Annotated in this window: 22 protein-coding genes and 3 tRNA genes; 21 read left to right on the top strand and 4 right to left on the bottom strand. The window is 73.6% G+C overall.

What is annotated here, in order from left to right; all coding sequences use genetic code 11:
- Nucleotides 1-130: 130 nt before the first annotated feature.
- From metG to ACH9EU_RS11090, 9 genes are all read left to right on the top strand, one after another.
- The gene (gene metG, locus ACH9EU_RS11130; RefSeq protein ID WP_396413997.1) at nt 131-1,693 is read left to right on the top strand and encodes a methionine--tRNA ligase; all 1,563 of its coding nucleotides are present in this window, start codon (nt 131-133) and stop codon (nt 1,691-1,693) included.
- Nucleotides 1,694-1,762: 69 nt separating this feature from the next.
- Nucleotides 1,763-2,839, top strand: coding sequence for a 3-isopropylmalate dehydrogenase (locus ACH9EU_RS11125; RefSeq protein ID WP_396413996.1), 1,077 nt, complete (start codon nt 1,763-1,765; stop codon nt 2,837-2,839).
- A 96-nt stretch (nt 2,840-2,935) separates the two neighbouring features.
- Entirely contained in the window at nt 2,936-4,045 is a 1,110-nt protein-coding gene (locus ACH9EU_RS11120) for a branched-chain amino acid aminotransferase (protein ID WP_396413995.1), read from the top strand.
- Between the two features lie 76 nt (nt 4,046-4,121).
- On the top strand, nt 4,122-4,895 hold the full coding sequence (locus tag ACH9EU_RS11115) for a fumarylacetoacetate hydrolase family protein (RefSeq protein WP_396413994.1): 774 nt from the start codon (nt 4,122-4,124) through the stop codon (nt 4,893-4,895).
- 48 nt (nt 4,896-4,943) lie between these two features.
- On the top strand, nt 4,944-6,449 hold the full coding sequence (gene gltX / locus ACH9EU_RS11110) for a glutamate--tRNA ligase (RefSeq protein ID WP_396413993.1): 1,506 nt from the start codon (nt 4,944-4,946) through the stop codon (nt 6,447-6,449).
- Nucleotides 6,450-6,552: 103 nt separating this feature from the next.
- The gene (locus ACH9EU_RS11105) at nt 6,553-7,131 is read left to right on the top strand and encodes a cupin domain-containing protein (protein ID WP_396413992.1); all 579 of its coding nucleotides are present in this window, start codon (nt 6,553-6,555) and stop codon (nt 7,129-7,131) included.
- An 88-nt stretch (nt 7,132-7,219) separates the two neighbouring features.
- Nucleotides 7,220-7,291: transfer RNA gene (locus ACH9EU_RS11100), tRNA-Gln, on the top strand.
- 22 nt (nt 7,292-7,313) lie between these two features.
- A tRNA-Glu gene (locus ACH9EU_RS11095) sits at nt 7,314-7,389 on the top strand.
- Between the two features lie 146 nt (nt 7,390-7,535).
- Nucleotides 7,536-7,611: transfer RNA gene (locus tag ACH9EU_RS11090), tRNA-Glu, on the top strand.
- Nucleotides 7,612-7,774: 163 nt separating this feature from the next.
- Here ACH9EU_RS11090 and ACH9EU_RS11085 read toward each other — a convergent pair.
- From ACH9EU_RS11085 to ACH9EU_RS11075, 3 genes are all read right to left on the bottom strand, one after another.
- On the bottom strand, nt 7,775-8,206 hold the full coding sequence (locus ACH9EU_RS11085) for an OsmC family peroxiredoxin (protein ID WP_396413991.1): 432 nt from the start codon (nt 8,204-8,206) through the stop codon (nt 7,775-7,777).
- 160 nt (nt 8,207-8,366) lie between these two features.
- Nucleotides 8,367-9,623, bottom strand: coding sequence for a heparan-alpha-glucosaminide N-acetyltransferase domain-containing protein (locus ACH9EU_RS11080; protein ID WP_396413990.1), 1,257 nt, complete (start codon nt 9,621-9,623; stop codon nt 8,367-8,369).
- 99 nt (nt 9,624-9,722) lie between these two features.
- The gene (locus ACH9EU_RS11075) at nt 9,723-10,616 is read right to left on the bottom strand and encodes a F510_1955 family glycosylhydrolase (RefSeq protein ID WP_396413989.1); all 894 of its coding nucleotides are present in this window, start codon (nt 10,614-10,616) and stop codon (nt 9,723-9,725) included.
- Between the two features lie 145 nt (nt 10,617-10,761).
- Between ACH9EU_RS11075 and ACH9EU_RS11070 the strand changes: the two genes are divergently transcribed.
- From ACH9EU_RS11070 to ACH9EU_RS11045, 6 genes are all read left to right on the top strand, one after another.
- Nucleotides 10,762-11,484, top strand: a complete 723-nt coding sequence (locus ACH9EU_RS11070) for a response regulator (protein ID WP_396413988.1) — start codon at nt 10,762-10,764, stop codon at nt 11,482-11,484.
- On the top strand, nt 11,481-12,641 hold the full coding sequence (locus tag ACH9EU_RS11065; RefSeq protein ID WP_396413987.1) for an ATP-binding protein: 1,161 nt from the start codon (nt 11,481-11,483) through the stop codon (nt 12,639-12,641). Before ACH9EU_RS11070 ends, ACH9EU_RS11065 begins: the two co-directional genes overlap by 4 nt.
- A gap of 250 nt (nt 12,642-12,891) precedes the next feature.
- Complete coding sequence (locus tag ACH9EU_RS11060) at nt 12,892-14,916, top strand: copper-translocating P-type ATPase (RefSeq protein WP_396413999.1); 2,025 nt, start codon at nt 12,892-12,894, stop codon at nt 14,914-14,916.
- 57 nt (nt 14,917-14,973) lie between these two features.
- Complete coding sequence (locus tag ACH9EU_RS11055) at nt 14,974-15,615, top strand: DUF305 domain-containing protein (RefSeq protein WP_396413986.1); 642 nt, start codon at nt 14,974-14,976, stop codon at nt 15,613-15,615.
- Complete coding sequence (locus tag ACH9EU_RS11050) at nt 15,612-15,869, top strand: SHOCT domain-containing protein (protein ID WP_396413985.1); 258 nt, start codon at nt 15,612-15,614, stop codon at nt 15,867-15,869. The genes ACH9EU_RS11055 and ACH9EU_RS11050 overlap by 4 nt, the downstream gene beginning before the upstream one ends.
- Nucleotides 15,866-17,338, top strand: coding sequence for a multicopper oxidase domain-containing protein (locus ACH9EU_RS11045; protein ID WP_396413984.1), 1,473 nt, complete (start codon nt 15,866-15,868; stop codon nt 17,336-17,338). Before ACH9EU_RS11050 ends, ACH9EU_RS11045 begins: the two co-directional genes overlap by 4 nt.
- Nucleotides 17,339-17,357: 19 nt before the next feature.
- Here ACH9EU_RS11045 and ACH9EU_RS11040 read toward each other — a convergent pair whose 3' ends face one another.
- Nucleotides 17,358-18,371 (bottom strand): TerC/Alx family metal homeostasis membrane protein, encoded by a 1,014-nt coding sequence (locus ACH9EU_RS11040; protein ID WP_396413983.1) that lies wholly within the window; start codon nt 18,369-18,371, stop codon nt 17,358-17,360.
- Between the two features lie 315 nt (nt 18,372-18,686).
- Between ACH9EU_RS11040 and ACH9EU_RS11035 the strand changes: the two genes are divergently transcribed.
- From ACH9EU_RS11035 to ACH9EU_RS11010, 6 genes are all read left to right on the top strand, one after another.
- The gene (locus ACH9EU_RS11035) at nt 18,687-19,829 is read left to right on the top strand and encodes a glutamate--cysteine ligase (RefSeq protein WP_396413982.1); all 1,143 of its coding nucleotides are present in this window, start codon (nt 18,687-18,689) and stop codon (nt 19,827-19,829) included.
- A 14-nt stretch (nt 19,830-19,843) separates the two neighbouring features.
- The gene (locus ACH9EU_RS11030) at nt 19,844-20,644 is read left to right on the top strand and encodes an alpha/beta fold hydrolase (RefSeq protein ID WP_396413981.1); all 801 of its coding nucleotides are present in this window, start codon (nt 19,844-19,846) and stop codon (nt 20,642-20,644) included.
- Nucleotides 20,608-21,345, top strand: a complete 738-nt coding sequence (locus ACH9EU_RS11025) for an alpha/beta fold hydrolase (protein ID WP_396413980.1) — start codon at nt 20,608-20,610, stop codon at nt 21,343-21,345. Before ACH9EU_RS11030 ends, ACH9EU_RS11025 begins: the two co-directional genes overlap by 37 nt.
- A gap of 128 nt (nt 21,346-21,473) precedes the next feature.
- Nucleotides 21,474-21,743, top strand: a complete 270-nt coding sequence (locus ACH9EU_RS11020; RefSeq protein WP_396413979.1) for an SHOCT domain-containing protein — start codon at nt 21,474-21,476, stop codon at nt 21,741-21,743.
- 361 nt (nt 21,744-22,104) lie between these two features.
- Nucleotides 22,105-22,512 (top strand): four-helix bundle copper-binding protein, encoded by a 408-nt coding sequence (locus ACH9EU_RS11015; RefSeq protein ID WP_396413978.1) that lies wholly within the window; start codon nt 22,105-22,107, stop codon nt 22,510-22,512.
- 100 nt (nt 22,513-22,612) lie between these two features.
- Nucleotides 22,613-23,314: a DJ-1/PfpI family protein gene (locus ACH9EU_RS11010; RefSeq protein WP_396413977.1), complete on the top strand. Its 702-nt coding sequence runs from the start codon at nt 22,613-22,615 to the stop codon at nt 23,312-23,314.
- The last annotated feature ends 34 nt before the right edge of the window (nt 23,315-23,348 follow it).

Genomic DNA, 23,348 nt, shown 5'->3' with positions numbered 1-23,348 from the left:
GACGAGCTCGCCGCCCACCGCGGCCTCCGGGGGTCCACGCGGCCCCGTCGGCCCGCCGTGGCACACCCCTCCCGCCGGGCACCCGGGCCCCGGGATCCACGGCGACCGCGCGGTCGGTAGAGTGGAGGCCGTGACTTCCTCCGACCGCACCCCGTACTACATCACGACCGCCATCGCCTACCCCAACGGCGCTCCCCACATCGGGCACGCCTACGAGGCGATCGCGACCGACGCCATGGCCCGGTTCAAGCGACTGGACGGCTTCGACGTGCGCTTCCTGACCGGCACCGACGAGCACGGGCAGAAGATGCAGCAGACGGCCGAGAAGGAGGGGCTGACCGCCCGCGAGCTGGCCGACCGCAACGCCGTGGTGTTCCAGCGGATGGACGACGCCCTCGACGTCTCCTACGACCGGTTCATCCGCACCACGGACGCGGACCACTACTCGGCCTCGGCCGCCATCTGGCGCCGCATGGAGGAGGCCGGGGACATCTACCTCGGCAAGTACGCCGGCTGGTACTCGGTACGCGACGAGGCGTTCTACGCCGAGGACGAGACCGAGGTCCGGGAGGACGGCGTGCGCCACTCCCTCGGGACCGGCACGGAGGTCGTGTGGACCGAGGAGGAGTCGTACTTCTTCCGGCTCTCGGCCTACCAGGACCGGCTCCTGGACCTCTACGACCGGGAGGGCTTCGTGTTCCCCGAGACCCGTCGCAACGAGGTCTCCTCCTTCGTGCGCTCGGGTCTGGAGGACCTGTCCATCTCCCGCACGACGTTCGACTGGGGCGTTCCCGTGCCGGGCCACCCCGGACACGTGATGTACGTGTGGGTGGACGCCCTGACCAACTACCTCACCGGCGTGGGCTTCCCGGACACGGGCTCGGAGCTCTTCCGCCGGTACTGGCCGGCCGACGCCCACGTGATCGGCAAGGACATCGCCCGCTTCCACGCCGTGTACTGGCCGGCCTTCCTGATGTCCGCCGGGCTGCCCCTGCCCCGGCGCGTGTTCGCGCACGGGTTCCTCTTCAACCAGGGCGAGAAGATGTCCAAGTCCGTGGGCAACGTCATCGACCCCCACGCGCTCGTGGCCGAGTACGGGCTCGACCCGCTGCGCTTCTTCCTGCTGCGCGAGGTGCCCTTCGGCCAGGACGGCAGCTACTCCCACGACGGGATCAAGGCGCGGATCAACTCCGACCTCGCCAACGACCTCGGCAACCTCGCCCAGCGCTCGCTGTCCATGGTCGCGAAGAACTGCGAGGGCCGGGTGCCCGCCCCGGGCGGGCTGAGCGCCGAGGACCGGGCGATGCTCGACGCGGCGGCAGGGCTCTACGAGCCCGTGCGCGCGGAGTTCGACGAGCAGCAGTTCCACCGCGCGCTCGAGCTCGTCTGGCGGGTCGTCGGCGAGGCCAACCGGTACTTCACGGCCATGGAGCCGTGGAAGCTGCGCAGGACCGACCCGGAGCGGATGGTCACGGTGCTGTGGGTGACCCTCGAGGTCGTGCGCGTGGTCGGTCTCCTCGTCCAGCCCGTGATCCCCGGCTCCGCCGCGAAGCTGCTGGACGTCCTGGGCCAGGAGGAGGGCGACGCCCGGCTCTTCGCGGCCCTCGGCACGCCGCTGGCCGCCGGGACGCGGCTGCCGCAGCCCTCCCCGGTGTTCCCCCGCTACGAGGAGCCGGCGGCCCTGGACGCCTGAGCCGTCCGGCATGTGAGACGTCCGTCCGGAGTGTGGATGGAACGGGGGTCGTGCTCCTATCCTGGCGGCATGAGCGACGCGACATCCGCAGCAGCCCCTGCCCACCTGAAGATCGCCGTCGTCCCCGGGGACGGGATCGGCCCCGAGGTCGTGGCCGAGGCCGTCAGGGTCCTCGACGCGGTGACCGCCGAGGCCGGCGTCACCGTGGAGCAGCGCGAGTTCGGCATCGGCGCCGAGCACTGGCTCGCCACGGGAGAGACCCTCACGGAGCGCACCCTGGAGGAGCTGCGGGCCCACGACGCCATCCTCTTCGGAGCGGTCGGCGCGGCCCCGGGTGACCGGCGCGTCCCCTCCGGCATCCTCGAGCGGGACGTGCTGCTCAAGCTGCGTTTCAGCCTGGACCACTACGTCAACCTCCGCCCCTCGCGGCTCTACCCGGGCACCACGAGCCCCCTCGCCCACCCCGGCGACATCGACTTCGTGGTCGTGCGCGAGGGCACCGAGGGCCCCTACGCCGGCAACGGGGGGACCCTGCGGGCCGGCACCGACGCCGAGATCGCCACGGAGGTCTCCCTCAACACCGCCCACGGGGTCCGCCGGCTCGTGCGCTACGCCTTCGAGCTGGCGGCCGAGCGCGAGCGCCGGAAGCTCACCCTCGTGCACAAGCACAACGTGCTCGTCAACGCGGGCCGGCTCTACTCGCGCCTCGTCGAGGAGATCGGTGCGCAGTTCCCGGACGTCGAGGTGGACTACCTGCACGTGGACGCCGCCACCATCTTCCTGACCACGGACCCGGCGCGCTTCGACGTGATCGTCACCGACAACCTCTTCGGCGACATCCTCACCGATCTCGCCGGCGCCGTGACCGGCGGGATCGGGCTGGCCCCCGCCGGCAACATCAACGCCGACCGCACGGCGCCGTCGATGTTCGAGCCCGTCCACGGGTCGGCCCCCGACATCGCGGGCCAGCAGAAGGCGAACCCGGTGGCGGCTATCCTGGCGACCGCCATGATGCTGGACCACCTGGGCCACCCCGGGCTCGCCGCGAGGATCGAGGCCGCCGTCGAGCAGGACCTGGCCGCCCACGGCAACGAGGCCCGCAGCACCGCGCAGGTCGGCGACGGCGTGCTGGCCGCCCTCGCCTGAGCCGTTCCCGCCGCGCTCCGGGGATAGGCTGGGCACGGAATCATCCGCCCGCCCCGCGTGCCGGTCGCCACGGGGTCGACGTCGCAGGGAGTCGCAGTGACCACTCAGCCCACCACCTTCGTCCACCACCTGAACCCGGACCCGGTCCCGGACGAGGTGCGGACGGCCATCCTGGCCGAGCCGGGCTTCGGCACGAACTTCTCGGACCACATGGTGAAGATCGACTGGTTCGGGGACGTGGAGAAGGGCACCGGGCGGTGGAGCGACCCCCGGGTGGAGCCGTACGGGCCGCTGGTGCTGGACCCCGCCTCCGCCGTCCTCCACTACGGCCAGGAGGTCTTCGAGGGGCTCAAGGCCTACCGGCACGCGGACGGGTCCGTGTGGACGTTCCGGGCCGAGGCGAACGCGGCCCGGCTCAACCGGTCCGCCCGCCGTCTCGCCCTGCCCGAACTGCCCGAGCAGATGTTCCTGGACGCCCTGCGGGAGCTCGTCTCCGTGGACGAGCAGTGGGTTCCGGACGGGGACGGCGAGTCACTGTACCTGCGGCCCTTCATGATCGCCACGGAGGCCTTCCTCGGGGTGCGCCCGTCCCGGCAGGCGCTGTTCTCGGTCATCGCCTCCCCGGCGGGCAACTACTTCGGCGGTCCCGTCAAGCCGGTGGACATCTGGCTCTCACGGGACTACGCCCGGGCCGGACGGGGAGGCACGGGCGCGGCCAAGTGCGGCGGGAACTACGCGGCCTCCCTGGTCGCCCAGATGGAGGGCGACTCCCACGGCTGCCAGCAGGTGATGTTCCTGGACCGGGACCGCGGGGACGCCGTCGAGGAGCTGGGCGGGATGAACGTGTTCTTCGTCCACGAGAACGGCACGCTGGTGACCCCGGAGCTCACCGGAACGATCCTGGAGGGCGTCACCCGCAGCTCCATCATCCAGCTCGCGAAGGACCGCGGGATGACCGTCGAGGAGCGGCGCTTCACGCTCGAGGAGTGGCGGGAGGGGTGGCGCCGCGGCACGATCACGGAGGCCTTCGCGTGCGGGACCGCCGCCGTGATCACGCCCATCGGCCGGCTGCTGTCCACCGAGGAGACGATCGGGGACGAGGGCGCCCGCCCGGGCGAGGTCACCATGGACATCCGCAAGCAGCTGCTGGAGATCCAGACGGGCAAGGCCGAGGACCCGCACGGCTGGCTCACCCGCCTGGTCTGAGCCCGCCCCCGGCCACCGCCGGGGGCGGCGGTCCCGGCCGCGCGGCGCCGCCCGGGCCGTGGGATAGCCTGGTCCCATGCGCATAGCCAGGTTCACGGTCGACAACGAGATCCACTTCGGCGCCGTCCAGGGGGAGCCCGGCGCGGAGACGGTCACCGTCCTCGCGGGCGATCCGTTCTACACCGGGATCCACCCCACGCAGCAGCGCCACGAGATCGCGGACGTCCGGCTCCTGGCCCCCGTCATCCCGCGCTCCAAGATCGTGTGCGTCGGGCGCAACTACGCCGACCACGCCGAGGAACTGGGCAACGAGCTGCCGGCCTCGCCGATGCTCTTCCTCAAGCCCAACACGTCCGTGGCCGGGCCCGGGGACCCGGTGACGCTGCCGGCGTGGACCGAGGAGGTCTCCTACGAGGCCGAGCTGGCCGTCGTGATCGGCCGCATGTGCAAGGACGTGCCCGCGGAGCGCGTGCCCGAGGTCGTCTTCGGGTACACGGCCGCGAACGACCTCACCGGGCGCGACGTCCAGCGCACCGACGGGCAGTGGGCCCGCGCCAAGGGGTTCGACGGCGCCTGCCCGCTGGGGCCGTGGATCGAGACCGAGCTGGACACCTCCGACCTGGCCGTGCGCAGCCGCGTGAACGGTGAGACGAAGCAGGACGGGAGCACCCGGGACATGGTCTTCGACGTGCCCTTCCTCGTGTCCTACGTCTCCCAGGCGTTCACGCTCCTGCCGGGGGACGTGATCCTCACCGGCACACCGGCCGGGGTCGGCCTCGTGGACGAGGGCGACCGCATCGAGGTGGAGGTCGAGGGCATCGGCGTCCTCCCCACGGTCCTGCGCCGCTGAACCGCACCCCCGTTCCATCCACGACACCCTCGAGATCCCGGAAGAGCCATGACCGAAGAGTCCTTCACCCCTGCCGCCCCCTCCGACTCCGTGCGCGTGCGGTTCTGCCCGTCGCCGACCGGCACCCCGCACGTCGGCCTCATCCGCACCGCCCTGTTCAACTGGGCCCATGCACGGCACACCGGCGGCACGATGGTCTTCCGCGTCGAGGACACCGACAGCGTCCGGGACTCGGAGGAGAGCTACCAGCAGCTGCTCGAGGCCCTGCGCTGGCTCGGCATCGACTGGGACGAGGGCGTCGAGACCGGCGGTCCCCACGCCCCGTACCGGCAGTCCCAGCGCCTGGACGTCTACCGCGACGTCGCCGACCGGCTCCTGGCGCACGGCGCCGTCTACGAGGCGTACTCGACGCCCGAGGAGGTCGAGGCCCGCCACCGGGCCGCCGGCCGTGACCCCAAGCTCGGCTACGACAACCACGACCGCGACCTGACGCCGGAACAGGTCGCGGCCTACCGGGCCGAGGGGCGCGAGCCCGTGCTGCGGCTGCGGATGCCGGACGAGGACATCGTGGTGCGGGACATGATCCGCGGCGAGATCGTGTTCAAGGCAGGGTCCATCCCGGACTACGTCGTGGTCCGGGCCAACGGCCAGCCCCTCTACACGCTCACCAACCCCGTCGACGACGCCCTCATGGAGATCACCCACGTGCTGCGCGGGGAGGACCTGCTCTCCTCGACGCCGCGGCAGATCGCGCTGTTCCAGGTGCTCGTGGAGATCGGTCTCGCCCGCCGCGTCCCCGAGTACGGCCATCTGCCCTACGTCATGGGCGAGGGCAACAAGAAGCTGTCCAAGCGGGATCCGGAGTCCAGCCTCTTCCACCTCCGGGACAGCGGGTTCGTCCCCGAGGGCCTGCTCAACTACCTGGCGCTCCTGGGCTGGTCGCTCTCCGCGGACGAGGACGTCTTCACCGTGGAGCAGCTCGTGGCGAACTTCGACGTCCACGACGTCCTGGCCAACCCCGCACGCTTCGACCTCAAGAAGGCCACCGCCATCAACGGCACGCACATCAGGATGCTCGGGTCCGCCGACTTCCGCGACCGGCTGGTGCCCTACCTGCAGGCCGCCGGCGTGCTCGGCGGGACCCCGGGGGAGCGGGAGAACGCGATCCTGGACCGGGCGGCCCCGCTCGTGCAGGAGCGGATGAACCTGCTCGGCGAGGCTCCCGAGCTGCTGTCCTTCCTCTTCGCCGCCGACGACGAGATCGAGGTCTCCGACGACGCCCGGAAGCAGCTCAAGGACTCGGCCGGCGAGGTCCTCCGGGCCGGGCTCGGTGCCCTGGAGGCCGTCCAGGACTGGACCGCCCCGAGCCTCGAGTCGGCCCTGCGCGAGGCGATCGTCGACGGCCTCGGCATCAAGCCGCGACTGGCCTTCGGGCCCGTGCGCATCGCCGTGTCGGGCCGGCGGATCTCGCCTCCCCTCTTCGAGTCCCTCGAGATCCTGGGCAGGGACTCCACACTGGCCCGGGTCCGCCGGCTCGCCGAGCAGCTCGGCTGAGGGCCCGCGGGAACGGTCCGGCCCGGCCGGGGTCCGTCCCCGTGCCGCCGGTGCGGGCGTCGACGCTCCCTCCGGCGTAGCCTGGAGCCGGAGGGCGATCACCATGGAATGGACCACCGACCAGATCGAGACCATGCGGGCGGGCCGGCGCGGGCACCACAACCCGGTGCACCGGGACACGGTCACCTGGTTGCGCACCGGCGCGGAGACGGACGGCCGGTACGGGCTGCTGCATGTCGAGGTCGAGCCCGGGGGAGAGGTGCTGGCCCACTACCACTACCGTCTGGCCATGCACCTGCGGGTCCTCGAGGGCACCCTGCGGGTGCAGGTCGGGCACCTGGTCCGGGACCTCGGGCCCGGCGGGGAGGCCGAGATCCCGGAGGAGCACCTGCTGCGCTGGCGGAACTCCGGGGAGTCGCCGGCGCGGTTCGTCGTCGAGGTCCGCCCCGCGCACGAGGGCCTCGAGAAGGGACTCGTCGTACTCCAGGGACTGGCCCGGGACGGCCGCACCCGGAAGAACGGCATGCCGCGCAACCCGTTGCGCACGGCCCTCCTGATGGAGACGGCCGACATCCACCTCCCGGGCGCCTACCGCTGGTTCGGACCCCTGATCCGCGGCCTCGCCGCGCTGGCCCACCGCAGGGGAACCGGCCGCGAGCTGGAGGACAGATACTGCCCCTGACCCGGATTTGCTGCCCCGTCCGAACGCCGGTATAGTCTTCTTCCGTTGCGCCGGTCGGTGCGGGGAACCGCCGGACCGGGGTCGACAGTGGGATATGGTGTAATTGGCAACACGACGGTTTCTGGTACCGTTATTCTAGGTTCGAGTCCTGGTATCCCAGCGCTGATCCATCGGATCGGTAGGGCCCCATCGTATAGCGGCCTAGTACGCCGCCCTCTCACGGCGGTAACGCGGGTTCGAATCCCGCTGGGGTCACCACGAACAGCCCCCGGACCACCCGGTCCGGGGGCTGTTTCCGTGTCCGGGGACGCTCCCCGCGGGGGCCGGGCGGTGCGCGGAGCGCCGTCCCGGACCTGGTACAGTGTACGAGGCCGGTCGCGGGACACCGCGGACCGGACAGCCGCGGCCCCATCGTATAGCGGCCTAGTACGCCGCCCTCTCACGGCGGTAACGCGGGTTCGAATCCCGCTGGGGTCACCACGACGAAGCCCTCCGGACCACCCGGTCCGGAGGGCTTTCCCGTGCCCGCCGGACCCGGCGGGCACCCTGACCGGCGCGCGGCCGTCCCCGGGGACGACGTCCGGGACCGCGCCGCGGCCGGAAGTGGTCCCACCGGCCCGTGGGGCCGGCGGGACCTTCCGGGTCATGCCAGCCTGGCGTCCACGGTGATGTCCACGGACAGCGCCTGGGAGACCGGGCAGCCGCTCTTGGCCTCGTCGGCGATGCGCGCGAAGTCCTCCGCGTTGATGTTCTCGACCTGGGCCTCGACGGAGAGCTTCACGCCCTGGATGCCCTCTCCGGCCACGAAGGTGACCTCCGCGGAGGTGTCCAGCTGGGTGGGCGGCGTGTCGTTCTGCGCGAGCATGTTCGACAGGGCCATGGAGAAGCAGGTCGCGTGCGCGGAGGCGAGGAGCTCCTCCGGGCTCGTCTTCGGTCCGGCGCCCGCCTCCGCGCGGGTGTCCCAGTCGACGTCGAAGGGCCCCAGCCCCGAGCCGCCCAGACTGGTGCGGCCCGAGCCGTTGAACAGATCGCCGTTCCAGACGGTGCTGGCCTTGCTCACGACGGGTTTCGGCATGGTTCCTCCTGAGTTCCAGGGCAGGCGGGCGCTCCGCCTGCCGGCGCCGGGAGGCGCTGCTGTCACGGTAACGGATCCGGGGGACCGTGCGACCGTCGGGCAGGGGTTTCAGCGGAGGGCGTGACCGTGCCGTCGTGCTTGCGGGTGGCCGTGGCCGCTCTCAGCCGAGGGGTCTGCGCTTCGGCTCGGGGCCGCGGCGGCGGCCGCGCTCGGCCACCGCCCGGGTGGTCGCCCGCGCGGTTGCGGAGACCACCCACTCCAGGGGGCCCCTGCCGAACGCGTGCCGCCAGGCCAGGGCCACGAGCGCGGAGACGACGAGGACGACGACGCACCACAGCAGCGGGCTGCCGTAGTGCACCTCGGTCGAGAGCAGGACGAGCTGGGCGGAGTACAGGGTCAGGGTCATGGCGCCCAGGGCGGTGAGCGGCAGCAGCCACGGGGCGGAGCGCCGGCCGATGAGCAGGAAGCCGCCCAGGACGGCGAGGCTCACCCCGAGGCTCCAGGACACGGCGAGGGGCGTGTTGGTGTGCGGGGCGGAGAGCGCGAGCCACCACAGGGAGTTCGTCGGCAGCGGCCCGGCCGGGCCGAAGACGATCATGTCGTCGAGCTCCTGCCGGGTGAGGGCCGGGATGCTGAAGAGCAGCCGGTTGTAGCCGTCCGCGGCGTAGAGCAGGATCCAGGAGAGCAGCTTGGCGACGGCGGCGAGCCCGAGCCCCACCGCCAGCAGCCGGGTCTGCACGCGCAGGCTCTTGAGGTTGAGCCGGCCGACGGCCAGGCCGGCGAGCAGATAGGCCATATACGTCACCGCCGGGTACGTGCCGGTCAGGACGAGCTGCCAGAAGAACGCCACCGGCTCCGTGACCACGTGCGCGAAGGTCGGGTTGTGGGCGCTGTAGACCGGCACGAGGCCACCCAGCGAGTGGATCAGCAACGGCCCGGCCACCACGAGGCCGGCGGCGCAGATCAGCAGGGTCCGCGGACGAAGCCCCAGGAACGGCAGGGACAGGAGGAAGAAGGCGCCGTACTGGACGAGGATGCCGATGGCCGGGGGCTCGTCGGGCATCAGGTAGCCGATCATCAGGCCCACGGCCATGATCAGCAGCGCGCGCACGGCGATCCCCGCCCGCAGCGCCGTGAGCTCCCGGCCCCGTCGGGGCCTGCGGCTGCCCGACGAGAACGCCAGGCTGACGCCGGCCAGCAGCGCGAACAGCGCCGCTGAGTCCCCGCCGAAGAGGATCCAGGACAGGGTCGGCCGGTTGTTCTCGGCGTACACCGCCGGCAGGAAGTGGACGGCGGTCAGGCCGACCAGCGCGAGGCCGCGCGCGGCGTCGACGGCCGGCAGCCGTCCCGCCGAGCGTACGGGGCTGGAACCGCTCGTGGTTCCGGTGGCCCGGTCTCGCGTGGGGTGGTCGTTCATGGCTCCCGCCGTCCTGTTCCTCAGTTCACCCGGCGCCCCGTGCAGGGCCAGCCCGGGGCGATGCGTGCACTCCGGCCATCTTCCCATCAGGCCGTCAGGTCACAGCAACGTTTCGCTGGACGACCCGCCGTCGACGGTGCGCAGGACCGCGGAGCCCACGACGAGCAGCGTCTCGACGGCGCCCGCCCCGGTCCGGGACGCGGACAGCGCCGCGGCACGCCCCAGCGGCTCGGGGCTCGCGTGCCAGCTCCGCCCGCCGTCCTCGCTCGTCAGGAGGCGTCCGTCCACCCCGGCGCCGACCACCGTCCGGTCGTCGGCCCACGCCACGTGGGACATCAGCTGCGGGGTGTCCAGGACGGTCCAGGTGACGCCGTCGTCCTCGGAGCGCAGCAGCCCGCGCTCGGTGGTCGCCAGCACCGTGCCCGTCCCGGGGGAGACCGCCAGGACGTGCGGGACGGCGGGGATCGAGCGCTCCTCCCAGGTCGTGCCGTCCGGACTGGCGCGCAGCGTGCCGTCGAAGGCGACGACGCCCCGCGGTCCCGCCGCGAGGGCGTGGAAGTCGGAGCGCCCGCCCCGGGACAGCACCGTCCAGGTGCGGCCGCCGTCCCGGGACTCCGCGAGCCCCAGGGGTTCCGGGAGGCCGGTGCCCTCGGCGGGGTGGCCAGAGGCGAGGTAGGCGCCGTCCGCGGCGACCGTGAAGCCCATGAGGTCCACGTCGGGCCCGGTGCGGACGGCCTCGCCGTCCAGCAGCCGGAGGAGGCCTCCGTGGGTGGCCAGCAGCACCGTTCCGTCGGCGGGGTCCCGGGCCACGCCGTGCACGTGGGCGAGCTCGGCGCCCGTGCCACCGGCGGCGGACGGGGCCGGCGCGCCGGGGGATCCCGTGGCCGCACCGGAGGACCCTCCCGGGTCCCCGGAGGAGCAGGCGGTGAGGGCCAGGCCGGTGCCGGCGGCCAGGCCCCAGGCGAACAGGGTGCGTCGTGGGAGAAGGGTCATGACCCCATTCTGGCCGGTGCGGGGCAGGGCCCGTGCCCAGGCCTCTCGCCACGGTCCGGCGCCGGTGCCTGAAGATTCGACGAAGAATCCGGCCGGTCCCGCGGACCGCCGGGTGGAGCCGCCGCGCCCGGAGGACACTGGGACCATGGCAGCTGCTTCCGACGGATCGACGCGCCCGGCCGGGCGCGTGCTCGTGGTCGACGACGAGAGGGCCCTCGCCGGGATGGTCGCGTCCTACCTGGGACGGGCCGGCTACGACGTGCTCCAGGCGCACACCGGCCCGGACGCGCTCGAGGCCGCGCACCGGGAGGACCCCGACGTGGTGGTCCTGGACCTGGGCCTGCCGGGGCTGGACGGCATGGAGGTGTGCCGGCGGATCCGCGCCGTCTCCGAGTGCTACGTGCTGATGCTCACGGCCCGGGGCGACGAGGAGGCCCGCCTCGCCGGCCTGGGAGCCGGCGCCGACGACTACATCACCAAGCCCTTCAGCGTCCGGGAGCTCGTGGCCCGCGTCCAGGCGGTCATGCGCCGCCCCCGGACGGGGGAGCCCCGGGCCCGGCGCGGGACGCCGTGGGTCTTCGGTGAGCTCGAGGTGGACGTCGCGGCCCGGCAGGTCCGGGTGGCGGGCCGGCCCGTGGCGCTCACGCCCACCGAGTTCGACCTGCTGGCGGCGCTCGCCGCCCGCCCGCACGAAGCGCTGTCGCGCCGCCACCTCATCGACGTGGTGTGGGACCCGGCGTGGGTGGGCGACGAGCACATCGTGGACGTCCACATCGCCCACGTCCGCCGCAAGCTCGGCGACGACCCGGCCGCGCCCCGCTGGGTCGACACCGTGCGCGGGTTCGGGTACCGGATGGTGTCGCCATGACCGAGGGGCGCCGGCACGGGCTGGCCGCCCGGTTCCTGCTCGCCCAGCTCGTGGTGGTGGCCGTGGCGGTGCTCGCCGCGGCGGCGGCGGCCGCGCTCGTGGGACCGCCGCTGTTCCACGAGCACCTGCAGCGGGCCGGCGCGGCGCCGGACGGGTCCGAGCTCTACCACGTCGAACGGGCCTACCGGGACGCCAGCCTCTGGACCCTCGGGGTCGCCCTGCTCGCGGCGCTGCTGGGGGCGCTGCTCGTCACCGGATCGCTCACGCGCCGGCTGCGGCGCCCGCTCGCCGAGCTCACGCGGGCGGCCCGGGACATGGCCGGGGGCCGCTACGGGGCCCGGGTGCCGCCCATGGACGGCGGGGCCGAGGTCGACGCGCTCGCGGAGTCCTTCAACACGATGGCCGCCGAGCTGGAGCGCACCGAGGACGTCCGGCGGCGGATGCTCTCCGACCTCGCCCACGAGATGCGCACCCCGCTCGCGGTGCTCGCCGTCTACCGGGAGGGCCTCGAGGACGGTGTCGCCCGGTTCGACCGCTCCACCGGGGCGGTCATGGCCGAGCAGCTGGCCCGGCTCACCCGGCTGGTCGAGGACATCGACGACGTCTCCCGCGCCGAGGAGGGCCGCATGGTCCTCGAGTGCTCGCCCGTGCCCGTGGACGAGCTGCTGCGCTCGGCCGCCGACGCCGCCCGTGACGCCTGCGCGCTCAAGGGTGTGGGCCTGCGCGTCGACACCGGCGTCGGGGCCTCCGGCGACGACGGGGCTGCGGTCGTGCTCGTCGACCGGCAGCGGATGGCCCAGGTGTTGGACAACCTGCTCTCCAACGCCCTGCGACACACCCCTCCCGGCGGCGAGGTGGTGATGAGCTCGGCCGTGGCGGCGTCCGGGGCGGTGGCGGTCCGGGTCGCCGACACGGGCGAGGGCATCGCCGCGGAGCACCTGCCCCACGTCTTCGAGCGCTTCTACCGGGGCGACGCCGCCCGGGACCGGGACCACGGGGGGTCGGGCATCGGCCTGACGATCTCTCGGGCCCTGGTCGAGGCGCACGGTGGCACGCTCGGTGCCTCCTCGCCCGGGCCGGGGCGCGGCGCCGTGTTCTCGGTGACGCTGCCTCCGCCGGCCGCACGGACCGGGCCCGCCGGAGGGGCCGCCGGGTGACACGCGCTTGACAGATACCCCCATGGGGTATAGTTTTCTCGCACTCCAGCAGATCCGACCAGCGCGAAGGAGCACCATGAGCGCCCCGCACTCCCACGGCCGCCGGGCCGCTCAGGAGGACTCCCGGGACCGTCACCACGTCCACGCCGGCGCCCGCGGCCCGGCCATGCCCTCCGACCCCGCCCGCTCGGCGGTCGACGAGGAGCACGCGGTCCACACCCACGGGCAGCACGCCGGGCACTCCACGGCGATGTTCAAGAACAAGTTCTGGCTGTCCCTGGCGCTGTCCGTCCCGGTGGTGTTCTTCAGCCCGATGGTCGCCCACCTGCTGGGCTACCACCTGCCCGAGTTCCCCGGCTCGGACTGGATCGCCCCGGTGCTGGGCACGGTCATCTTCTGCTACGGCGGCATGCCCTTCCTCAAGGGCGGGCTCACCGAGCTGAAGAGCCGGCAGCCCGGGATGATGCTGCTGATCGCCATGGCGATCTCGGTGGCCTTCGCCGCCTCCTGGGTCACCACGCTGGGCATCGGTGGGTTCGACCTGGACTTCTGGTGGGAGCTGGCCCTGCTGGTGGTGATCATGCTGCTGGGCCACTGGATGGAGATGCGCGCCCTGGGCGCCGCCTCGTCGGCCCTGGACGCCCTGGCCGCTCTGCTGCCCGACGAGGCCGAGAAGGTCGTGGACGGCGAGAACGTCACCGTGCCCGTCTCCGAGCTGACCGTGGGCGACACCGTGCTGGTGCGTTCCGGGGCCCGGGTGCCGGCCGACGGGGAGATCGTCGACGGTGAGGCCGAGTTCGACGAGTCCATGATCACCGGAGAGTCCCGGGCCGTCGCCCGCACCGTGGGCGAGACGGTGGTGGCCGGAACGGTCGCCACGGACAGCACCGTGCGCCTCCGGGTGGAGGCGGTCGGGGCCGACACCGCCCTGGCCGGCATCCAGCGGATGGTGGCGGCCGCCCAGGAGTCCTCCTCCCGCGCCCAGGCCCTGGCCGACCGTGCGGCCGCGCTGCTGTTCTGGTTCGCCCTCGCCGCCGGCATCCTCACCGCCGTGACCTGGACGATTCTCGGCCGGCCCGACGACGCCGTGGTGCGCACCGTCACCGTGCTGGTCATCGCCTGCCCGCACGCCCTGGGGCTGGCCATCCCCCTGGTCATCGCGATCTCCACCGAGCGCGCCGCCCGCGCCGGGGTGCTGATCAAGGACCGCCTGGCCCTGGAGCGGATGCGCACGATCGACGTGGTGCTCTTCGACAAGACCGGCACCCTCACCGAGGGCGCCCACGCGGTCACCGGGAGCACCTCCGTTCCCGGCACCTCGGAGGCCGAACTCCTGGCCCTGGCCGCCGCGGCCGAGGCCGACAGCGAGCACCCCGTGGCCCGCGCCGTCGTCACCGCCGCGGCGGAGCACCCTGAGGCCGCCCGGTTCGGGCTGCGGGGCACCGGCTTCCGTGCGGCAACCGGCCGTGGCGTGCGTGCCACCGTCGACGGGACCGAGGTCGCCGTCGGCGGACCCAACATGCTGCGGGAGCTCGGGGTCGACACCCCGGCCCCGCTGCGGGCCGTCGTGGCGGGGTGGATCGGCCGCGGCGCCGGCGTGCTGCACGTGCTGCGGGACGGCCGGGTGGTCGGTGCCCTGGCCGTGGAGGACAAGGTGCGCGAGGAGTCCCGCACGGCCGTGACCGCCCTGCAGCGGCGCGGGGTGAAGGTCGCGATGATCACCGGCGACGCCCGCCAGGTCGCCGAGGCCGTGGGAGCGGACCTGGGCATCGACGAGGTCTTCGCCGAGGTCCTCCCGCAGGACAAGGACACCAAGGTCGCCGAGCTGCAGTCCCGCGGGATGACGGTGGCGATGGTCGGCGACGGCGTCAACGACGCCCCGGCCCTGGCCCGGGCGGAGGTCGGCATCGCGATCGGCGCCGGCACGGACGTGGCCATGGAGTCCGCCGGGGTCGTCCTGGCCGGCAACGACCCGCGCGCGGTGCTGTCGATGATCGACCTCTCGAGGGCCAGCTACCGGAAGATGGTCCAGAACCTCGTGTGGGCGGCCGGCTACAACGTCGTCGCCGTGCCCCTGGCCGCCGGCGTGCTCGCGCCGGCGGGACTCGTCCTGTCCCCGGCGGTCGGGGCGGTGCTGATGTCGGTGTCCACCATCGTCGTGGCGCTCAACGCGCAGCTGCTGCGCCGCGTCGACCTCGACCCCTCCCATCTGGCCGCCGCCGGCGCCGAGGACCGCCGGACCGCTGAACGGCCCGCCGCGGTTCCCGCTCGCTGACACCTCGAACCCACCCTCCGCATCCGCCGTCAACCAGAACCAGAAAGCAGGACCCCTGTGAAACGCCTCACCATCCCCGCCCTCGCCCTGACGGCCGCCCTCGCCCTGTCCGGCTGCGGCGCCGGCCCCGACGAGAGCCCCGGCGCCACCGCGGGCGCGAGCCCCACCACGCCGTCGGGCACGGAACCGGCCACCGGTTCCGCGGCGGAGATCTCCGCCGAGCACAACGACGCGGACGTCATGTTCGCGCAGATGATGATCCCCCACCACGAGCAGGCCGTGCAGATGAGCGAGACCCTGCTCGCGAAGGATCTCGTGCCCCAGGACGTCCGTGACCTCGCCGAGCGGGTCGCCGAGACGCAGGCCCCGGAGATGGAGCGGATGCGCGCCATGCTCGCCGCGTGGGACGCCCCGGAGACGCCGGACGCCTCCGCGACGGAGCACGGCGGCCACGGCAGCGGCATGGTCGACGAGGCCGGCATGGAGCGGCTCCGGGAGACCGAGGAGGGGCCCGAGGCCGCGGAGCTCTACCTCCAGCAGATGACCGAGCACCACGAGGGAGCCGTGGACATGGCGCAGGACCAGCTCGACCGGGGGGTCAACCCGGAGGCCGTCGAGCTGGCCCGGGAGATCGTCCGGGCCCAGGAGACGGAGATCGAGGAGATGCGGACGATGCTGGAGGAGCTGAGGACGTCATGATGTGGGACGGCGGATGGGGCGGCATGGGCTGGATGTGGGTCTTCTGGATCCTGGTCGTGCTGGGGACCACCCTGCTGGTGGTCGTGCTGGTGAAGCTCGCCGGCCCCGGCGGCACGGGACGCGGCGGCCCGGTGCCGCCGGGCACTGGCCCGGGGCGGGCGCGCGAGATCCTCGAGGAGCGCTACGCGCGGGGCGAGATCAGCACCGAGGAGTTCCGGGAACGGCTGCGGACCCTGGAGGAGAGCGGCCGGTGACCCCGCTGACGCGCCGGCAGCTGCTGGCCCTGGGCGCTGCCGGGGCCGGTGCCGCGGCCGCGGGCGGAGCCGGGCTGTGGTGGACCAGCGGCGGCGGCGAGGCCCTCGGCCGCGGCCGGGAGCTGGTGCAGCCGGAGGTGCTGGCCGGCCGCGACGGGGTCCTGGACCTGGCGCTGGGGGCCGCCCCCGCCCGGGTGCGGATCGGGGCGCGGGCGGCGAACGTGCAGGCGTTCAACGGCTCGCTGCCCGGACCCACCCTTCGGGTCCGGGCCGGGGACACGATCCGGGTCGCGATGCGCAACGGACTGGAGGAGCCCACCAACCTGCACGTGCACGGCCTGCACGTGTCCCCCGTGGGCAACGGCGACAACCCCTTCGTGAGCATCGACCCGGGACAGACCTTCGACTACGAGTTCGTCCTCCCGGAGGGCCACCCGCCGGGCACCTACTGGTACCACCCGCACCGGCACGGCCACGTGGCCGACCAGCTCGCGGCCGGGCTCTACGGCGTCATCGTCGTCGAGGACCCCGACCCCGTGCCGGCGGCCCGCGAACGGGTGATGGTCGTCTCCGACATCACCCTGGACGGCTCCGGCCGTCCGGCCGAGGTGTCCGCCCCGGAGCGGATTATGGGCCGGGAGGGGGAGACCGTGCTGGTCAACGGGCAGGTCCGCCCCGAGGCCACCGCGGCACCGGGGGAGCGGGAGCTGTGGCGGGTCGTGAACGCCTGCCCGGCCCGCTTTCTGCGCCTGCGGCTCGACGGCCAGGACCTGCGCGTGCTCGGCCGGGACGTCGGACGCCTGCGCGAGCCCGAGGACGTCACGGAGGTCGTCCTGGCACCCGGCAACCGCGTGGAACTGCTCGTCGACGCGCGCGAGGGCACCTCCACCCTGGTGGCCGCGCCGGTGGACCGCGGCCGCACGGACGGCATGATGGGCGGGGGCATGCCGGGGGACGGGCGCGGCAACGACGAGCCGATCGAGCTGCTCAGCCTCGAGGTCTCCGGAACCCCGGTGGGTCCTGCGGGCCCCGTGCCCGCCGGACCCGCGCCGCGGGACCTGCGCGGGGAGCGGATCGCCGCCGGGCGCACCCTGGACTTCGCCATGGGCATGGGCATGGGCGGCAGGCGCGGGCCCGGCACGATGATGTCCTTCACGATCGACGGGGAGCAGTTCGACGCCGCCCGCACCGACCAGCAGGTCGCGGTCGGGTCCGTGGAGGAGTGGACCCTGACCAACTCCGGCCCCATGGACCACCCGGTCCACCTGCACGTGTGGCCCATGCAGCTCGTGGCGGACGGCGGCCGGGACCTGACCGAGCCGACCTGGCTGGACGTCGTCAACGTCCCGGCCTTCGGGCAGGTCACGGTCCGGGTGGCCTTCGACGACTTCCCGGGACGCACGGTCTACCACTGCCACATCCTCGACCACGAGGACCTGGGCATGATGGGCACCGTCGAGGCCCGCTGACCGGCGGACCGACCGCCGGTCAGGAGTCCGCCCGCCGCCAGATGCGCCCGGCGGCGGCCGTCTCGTCCGGGCTCGCCGTGCGGAACGGCCGCTCCTGGGGGAAGCGGGACGGCCGCCGTCCCTGCCCGCGGGTGGCGCGCAGGCTCCAGGCCACCGACACGGTCAGGAGCACCGCGATCACGGCGAGCGACGCCCCGGTGGGGACGTCGACGAGATCCACCTTCAGGGCCATCTTGACTCCCACCCACACGAGCACCAGGGCCAGCCCGACCCTCAGGTAGACGAACCGGTGCATCAGGTCCGCGAGCAGGAAGTACATCGCGCGCAGGCCGAGCACCGCGAAGGCGTTGGCCGTGAAGACGATGAACACCTCGTCGGTGACCCCGAAGACGGCGGGGATCGAGTCCACCGCGAACACCACGTCGGTGGCCTCGACGAGCACGAGCACGGCGAGCAGGGGTGTGGCCCGCACGGCCCCTCCGACGCGCACCACCAGTCGCTGGCCGTAGTAGGCCTCCGTCATGGGCACGCACCGGCGGAAGGCCCGGAGCACCCTCGACCGCTCCGGATCCAGGTGCTGCCGGCGCTGGCGCAGCATCCGCCAGCCGGTGTACAGCAGGAAGGCCGCGAAGACGTAGAGCACCCGCTCGAACGCGTGGATCAGGGCCGCGCCCGCCGCGATGAACGCCCCGCGCAGGACGAGGGCGCCGAACACCCCCAGGAACAGCACCCGGTGCTGGTAGCCGCGGGGGACGGCGAAGTACGAGAGGATCACGGCCCAGACGAACACGTTGTCCACCGAGAGGGACTTCTCGATGAGGTAGCCGGCGAAGTACTCCTGCCCCGCCCGCGGCCCGTGGAGGACCCAGAGCAGCACCCCGAAACCCGTTCCGCAGGCCACCCACACCGCGGTCCACACCGCGGCCTCGCGCAGCCCGATCGCGTGGGGACGGCGGTGGGCGAGCAGGTCGACGGCCAGCATCACCACGATGCCGCCGATCACCGCGGCCCACAGCCAGAACGGGACGTCCATGGCCACCAGCACCCCCCGGTTCCCGACCGGAGGTCTCTCCCGGCCCCTGACGGGCCCGTGCGCCGGGCCCGGGGAAGGCCGTCGTGACGACGCTGCGCGGGGGGATACTCCCCTCCTGGACCTTCCAGCGAACCCCTCCGCGCCCTCCACGTCAAGGGGCGTCACAAGGGTCTTCGCCGTCCCGCGGCCTTTCAGCACCCGGTGCTACGCTCGCAGAACAGCCGACGACGTGTCGGAGCCGCCCGCCGACGACGACAGCCGGCAGTGACGGCCGAAGACTTCGTCCGGGCCGGATCCCCGCCCGGACGGTCCCCGATGGTGGTGAGCGACCTGTCCACACGCCCTTCCCCCGGTCCCACCCGCACGTTCGGTGTCGAGGAAGAGCTGCTCCTCGTGCACGCCGAGACCCTGGAGCCCGCGGCCGTCGCCGAGGACGCGGTGCGCCTCCACGGCCTGCGGACGCCGGACGGGGCCGCGCGCGTCCACGAGATCACCAGGGAGCTGCAGCAGGAGCAGATCGAGGTCGCCGGCCCGCCCCTGACCGGTCTCCAGGAGCAGGTGGAGGCCATCCGCCGCGGCCGCTTCGTGGCCGACTCCGCGGCCCGCCGGGTCGGGGCCAGGGTCGTGGCGCTGGCCTCCCCGGTCGCGGTGGGGGCGCCCCACCTCGTCCCCACACCGCGCTTCCGCAGGATCCGCGAGCACTTCGGGCTCATCGCCGACGAACAGCTGACCTGCGGCTACCACGTCCACGTGGGGGTGGGCAGCCGGGAGGAGGGCGTGGCGGTCCTGGACCGGATCCGGGTGTGGCTGCCGGTGCTCCTGGCGCTCAGCGCCAACTCCCCGTTCTGGTACGGCCGGGAGACCGGGTTCAGCAGCTTCCGCTACCAGGCGTGGATCCGCTGGCCGACCGCCGGCCCGACCGACCTCTTCGGCTCGGTCGAGGAGCACGACCGCCAGCGCGACGACCTGCTGCGCTGCGGCGTGCCCATGGACCTGGGCATGATCTACTTCGACGCCCGGCTCTCCGCCCGCTATCCGACGGTGGAGATCCGCATCGCGGACGTGTGCCAGGACCCGGAGCAGGCGGGGGCGCTCGCCGCGCTGGTCCGCGGGCTGGTGGAGACCGCCGCACGGCAGTGGCAGGCGGGTCTGCCGGCCCCGGCCATCGGTGCGGCCCTGCTGCGGACGTGGTCGTTCCAGGCCAGCCGCGCCGGGGTCGAGGATGAGCTGGTCCGCCCGACCACCGGCGCCCCGGCCCCGGCCGCCGACGTCGTCGCGGAACTGCTCGACCACGTGGGCCCCGTGCTCACCGAGTGGGGGGAGTTCGAGGCGGTGGCGTCTACGGTCGCGGGCATCCTCCGGGACGGCTCCGGGGCGCGCCGCCAGCGGGCGGCCTTCGCCCGCAGCGGGGACCCGCGCGACGTGGTGCGCGCGGCGCTCGAGGCGACGCACCGGTGAGACGGGACGCACCGGTGAGACGACAGGGCCGGGTCGGGCGGCACCCCGGGCTGCGCCGGCGGCGCGTCGCGGTGGGACCGGTCGTGGTGGACGTGCGCGGGACCTTCGACCGTGCCCGGCCTCCCGTCGTGCTCGTCCACGGCATCGGCATGTCGAGCCGGTACTTCCTCCGCCTCGCGGACGCCCTCGCGCCCACCCACGACGTGTACGCCCTGGACCTCCCGGGCTGCGGGACGGCGCCGGGGCCGCGCCGTCCGCTGACCGTGCCCGAGCTCGCCGAGGTCCTCGCCGGGGCGCTCCCGGCGCTGGGGCTCGAACGGCCCGTCGTCGTCGGCCACTCCATGGGCTGCCAGGTCGTCGTGGACGCCGTGGCGGCCGCACCGGGCCTGTGCTCCGGGTGGGTCCTGATCGGTCCCACCGTGGACCCCGCCGCCCGGAGACTGGCCGCCCAGGCGTGGCGGCTGCTGCTGGACACGCTGCGGGAGCCCCCGGCCACCAATGCCGTGATCCTGCGCGACTACCTCCGCATGGGCCCGGTCCGGTACCTGCGCACCGCCCGGCACATGCTCCGGGACCGGATCGAGGAGAGCATCCACGGTTGCGCGCCGCCGGGCCTCGTGGTGCGCGGGGAACGGGACCCGATCGCTCCGCGGGACTGGACACGCCGTCTGGCGGCGGCTGCGGGGGCCCGCTTCCTCGAGATCCCCGGCGGCGCGCACGCCGTCCAGCACACGGGCCCCCGGGAGGTAGCCGCCGCCTGCCGGCCGTTCCTCTCCGCGTGCCTCCCCCCTTCCCGGCCGGACGTGCCCTCGTGACCCGGGAGCGGCCGGCCGGGACGGGGGCGAACCTCGCCGCGTGGGCCCTGGACTACGCCTACGCGCTCCGGTGGCAGGCCGCCGGTGCCCTCGGCCGCTGGGATCCGGCCCACTACCGTGCCCCGGGCGACCACGGCGGGCCGCGCGTCGTGCTGATCCCGGGCATCTACGAGTCGTGGACCTTCATGCTGCCCGTGGCCGGGCTGCTGCGGGAGCACGGACACGACGTCCACGTGGTGGAGGACCTCGGGTTCAACACCGGGACGATCGAGGAGATGGCCGCGCGGGTCGACCGGTACGTCAGGGCGCAGGGGATCGAGTCCTGCGTGCTGGTCGCCCACAGCAAGGGTGGCCTCATCGGCAAGCACCTGCTCGCCCACCACAACGCGCGCACGGTGATCCACGGCCTCGTGGCGGTCAACACGCCCTTCTCCGGATCCGCGCTCGCCCGCCTCCTGCCCCTCCGGACCGTCCGGGTGTTCCTCCCGCGCTCCCCGGAGCTCTCGGCCCTGAGCACGCACCGCGCCGTGAACCGCGACATCGTCTCCGTCTACGGCCGCTTCGACCCCCACATCCCCGGCGGCAGCCGGCTCGACGGGGCGCGCAACGTCCAGCTCGACGTGCGCGGTCACTTCCGGCCGCTGAACGACCCCGGCGTGCACCGCGCGATCCTCGACGGGATCGGCTCGCTGACGCGCTGAGTCGCGCGCGGACCGGCCGGGACCGGCCTCCGTCGGAGCCGACTGCTAGTCTCCCCCCACCGTCCGGCCCGCGCCGCCCGCGAGGCCGGCACGCGGACGACGTCGGAGGGGTCGGTGGGACCGTGGTCGTGCTGGGACTCTCGCCCTACCAGGCGCGTGAACTGGTGTTCTGGGCACTCCTGTTCGGCGCGCTGGTGTGGGCCGCGGCCCGGATGCTCCGGTGGGCCGTGCTCCGCTACGGGCAGCACACCCGGTGGGGGAGGCGGACCCGGACCCGGCTGGGGCTGCGCCGGGCGCGGGACGACCTCCTGGAACGCCATGCCCGGGGGGAGATCACCGAGGAGGAGTACCGCGAGCGGCTGCGCATCCTGGACCAGGAGGGCCGTCCCGGTCCGTGACGGCGCGGCGCTGCGGCCGGAGACCGGACCGTCCGCAGCGGATCGGGCCCGACCGGCGCGGTGCCCGGGGGCCGACGAACGCGAAGCAGGCGGACGCACCGGAGGGGTCCGAGTCCTGCCGGACGGGCAGTACGAGAAGCCGACCCACGTCACGGGAGCGGTCTTCGGCGAGTGGACCGCTGCTGCCCCGGAGGGCCCGGCCCCACGGGCGCGCCCGCCCGGGACGGGCCGCCGGCGGGCGGCATCTTCACCGAACCTTCACGGGGCGCCGTTCCACCGTGCGAACCGGAAGTCTACTGTCGGTGGTGTGGCACGGACCGTGCCGCAGGATCCGGGAACACCCAGAGGAAGGAGCGAGTCCATGACACACGTCACCTCGATGCTGGAGACCTACCCGAAGGACATGGGATCGGTGGACAAGGACAAGCTGGCGGCGTGCATCGCCGCCTGTTTCGAGTGCGCCCAGACCTGCACCGCCTGCGCCGACGCCTGTCTGGCCGAGGACATGGTCGCCGAGCTGACCTCGTGCATCCGGAAGAATCTCGACTGCGCCGACGTCTGCGCGGCGACCGGGAACGTGCTCTCCCGCCTGACCGGCAACAACGCCGAGGTCACCCGCACCCTCCTCGAGGCGTGCCGGACCGCCTGCAAGGTCTGCGGCGACGAGTGCGCCGGCCACGCGGGAGAGCACGAGCACTGCCGCGTCTGCGCCGAGGCCTGCCGCCGCTGCGAGCAGGCCTGCGCGGACCTGCTCGCGTCCCTCGGCTGAGCCACGACCCGGCGGCGACGCGGTCCGGAGGACGACCCGGCCACGATCGACAGGGGCGCGGTCGACCGCGTCCGCAACGGAACACGAAGGAGAGCACACGATGGCGAGGATCTTGATGATCGTCTCGGCCGCAGACTCCCTGACCATGAGGGACGGCACCGAGCACCCCACCGGGGTGTGGGCCGAGGAGCTCGTGGTGTCCCACCGCGCGCTCCGGAACGCGGGACACGAGGTGGACCTGGCCTCACCCGGCGGGAAGCGGCCGACGTTCGACGAGGCCAGCCTGAGCCCGGAGATGGCCGGTGGCCGGGAGAGGGCCGACGAGTTCCGGGACTACATCGCGTCCGTCGACGACGAGCTGGCGCACCCCCTCGTACTGGCCGGTGTGGACGTCTCCCGCTACGACGCGCTGGTGCTGCCCGGCGGCCACGGTCCCATGGCCGACCTGTACCGCGACGCGGAGCTGGGTCGGATCCTCGTCGAGGCCGACCGGGCCGGGCGGATCATCGCCCCGTTCTGCCACGGTCCCGCCGGGCTGCTCAGCGCGGTCGACGACAAGGACCGGTTCGCGTTCGCCGGCCGCCGCATGGCGGTCTTCACCGACGACGAGGAACTCTCGGGCGGGACCGGGGAGAACACCCCCTGGTTCGTCGAGACCGTCCTGCGGGAGAAGGGGGCCGTCGTGGAGCCGGGCCCGGACTGGTCCCCGGTCGTGGTGCGCGACGCCAACCTGATCACGGGCCAGAACCCGCAGTCCAGCGAGCAGGTCGCCCAGGAGGTGCTCCGCGCGCTGGGCCAGTAGTCCGCGCGACGGGCGGCCCGCGCCCCCGCGGTGC

The organism is Kocuria rhizosphaerae, from assembly GCF_044462265.1.
Taxonomy (GTDB): Bacteria; Actinomycetota; Actinomycetes; order Actinomycetales; family Micrococcaceae; genus Kocuria; species Kocuria rhizosphaerae.
The sequence above is the reverse complement of the archived record's forward strand: the minus strand, read 5'-3'. Positions and strand labels throughout refer to the sequence as shown.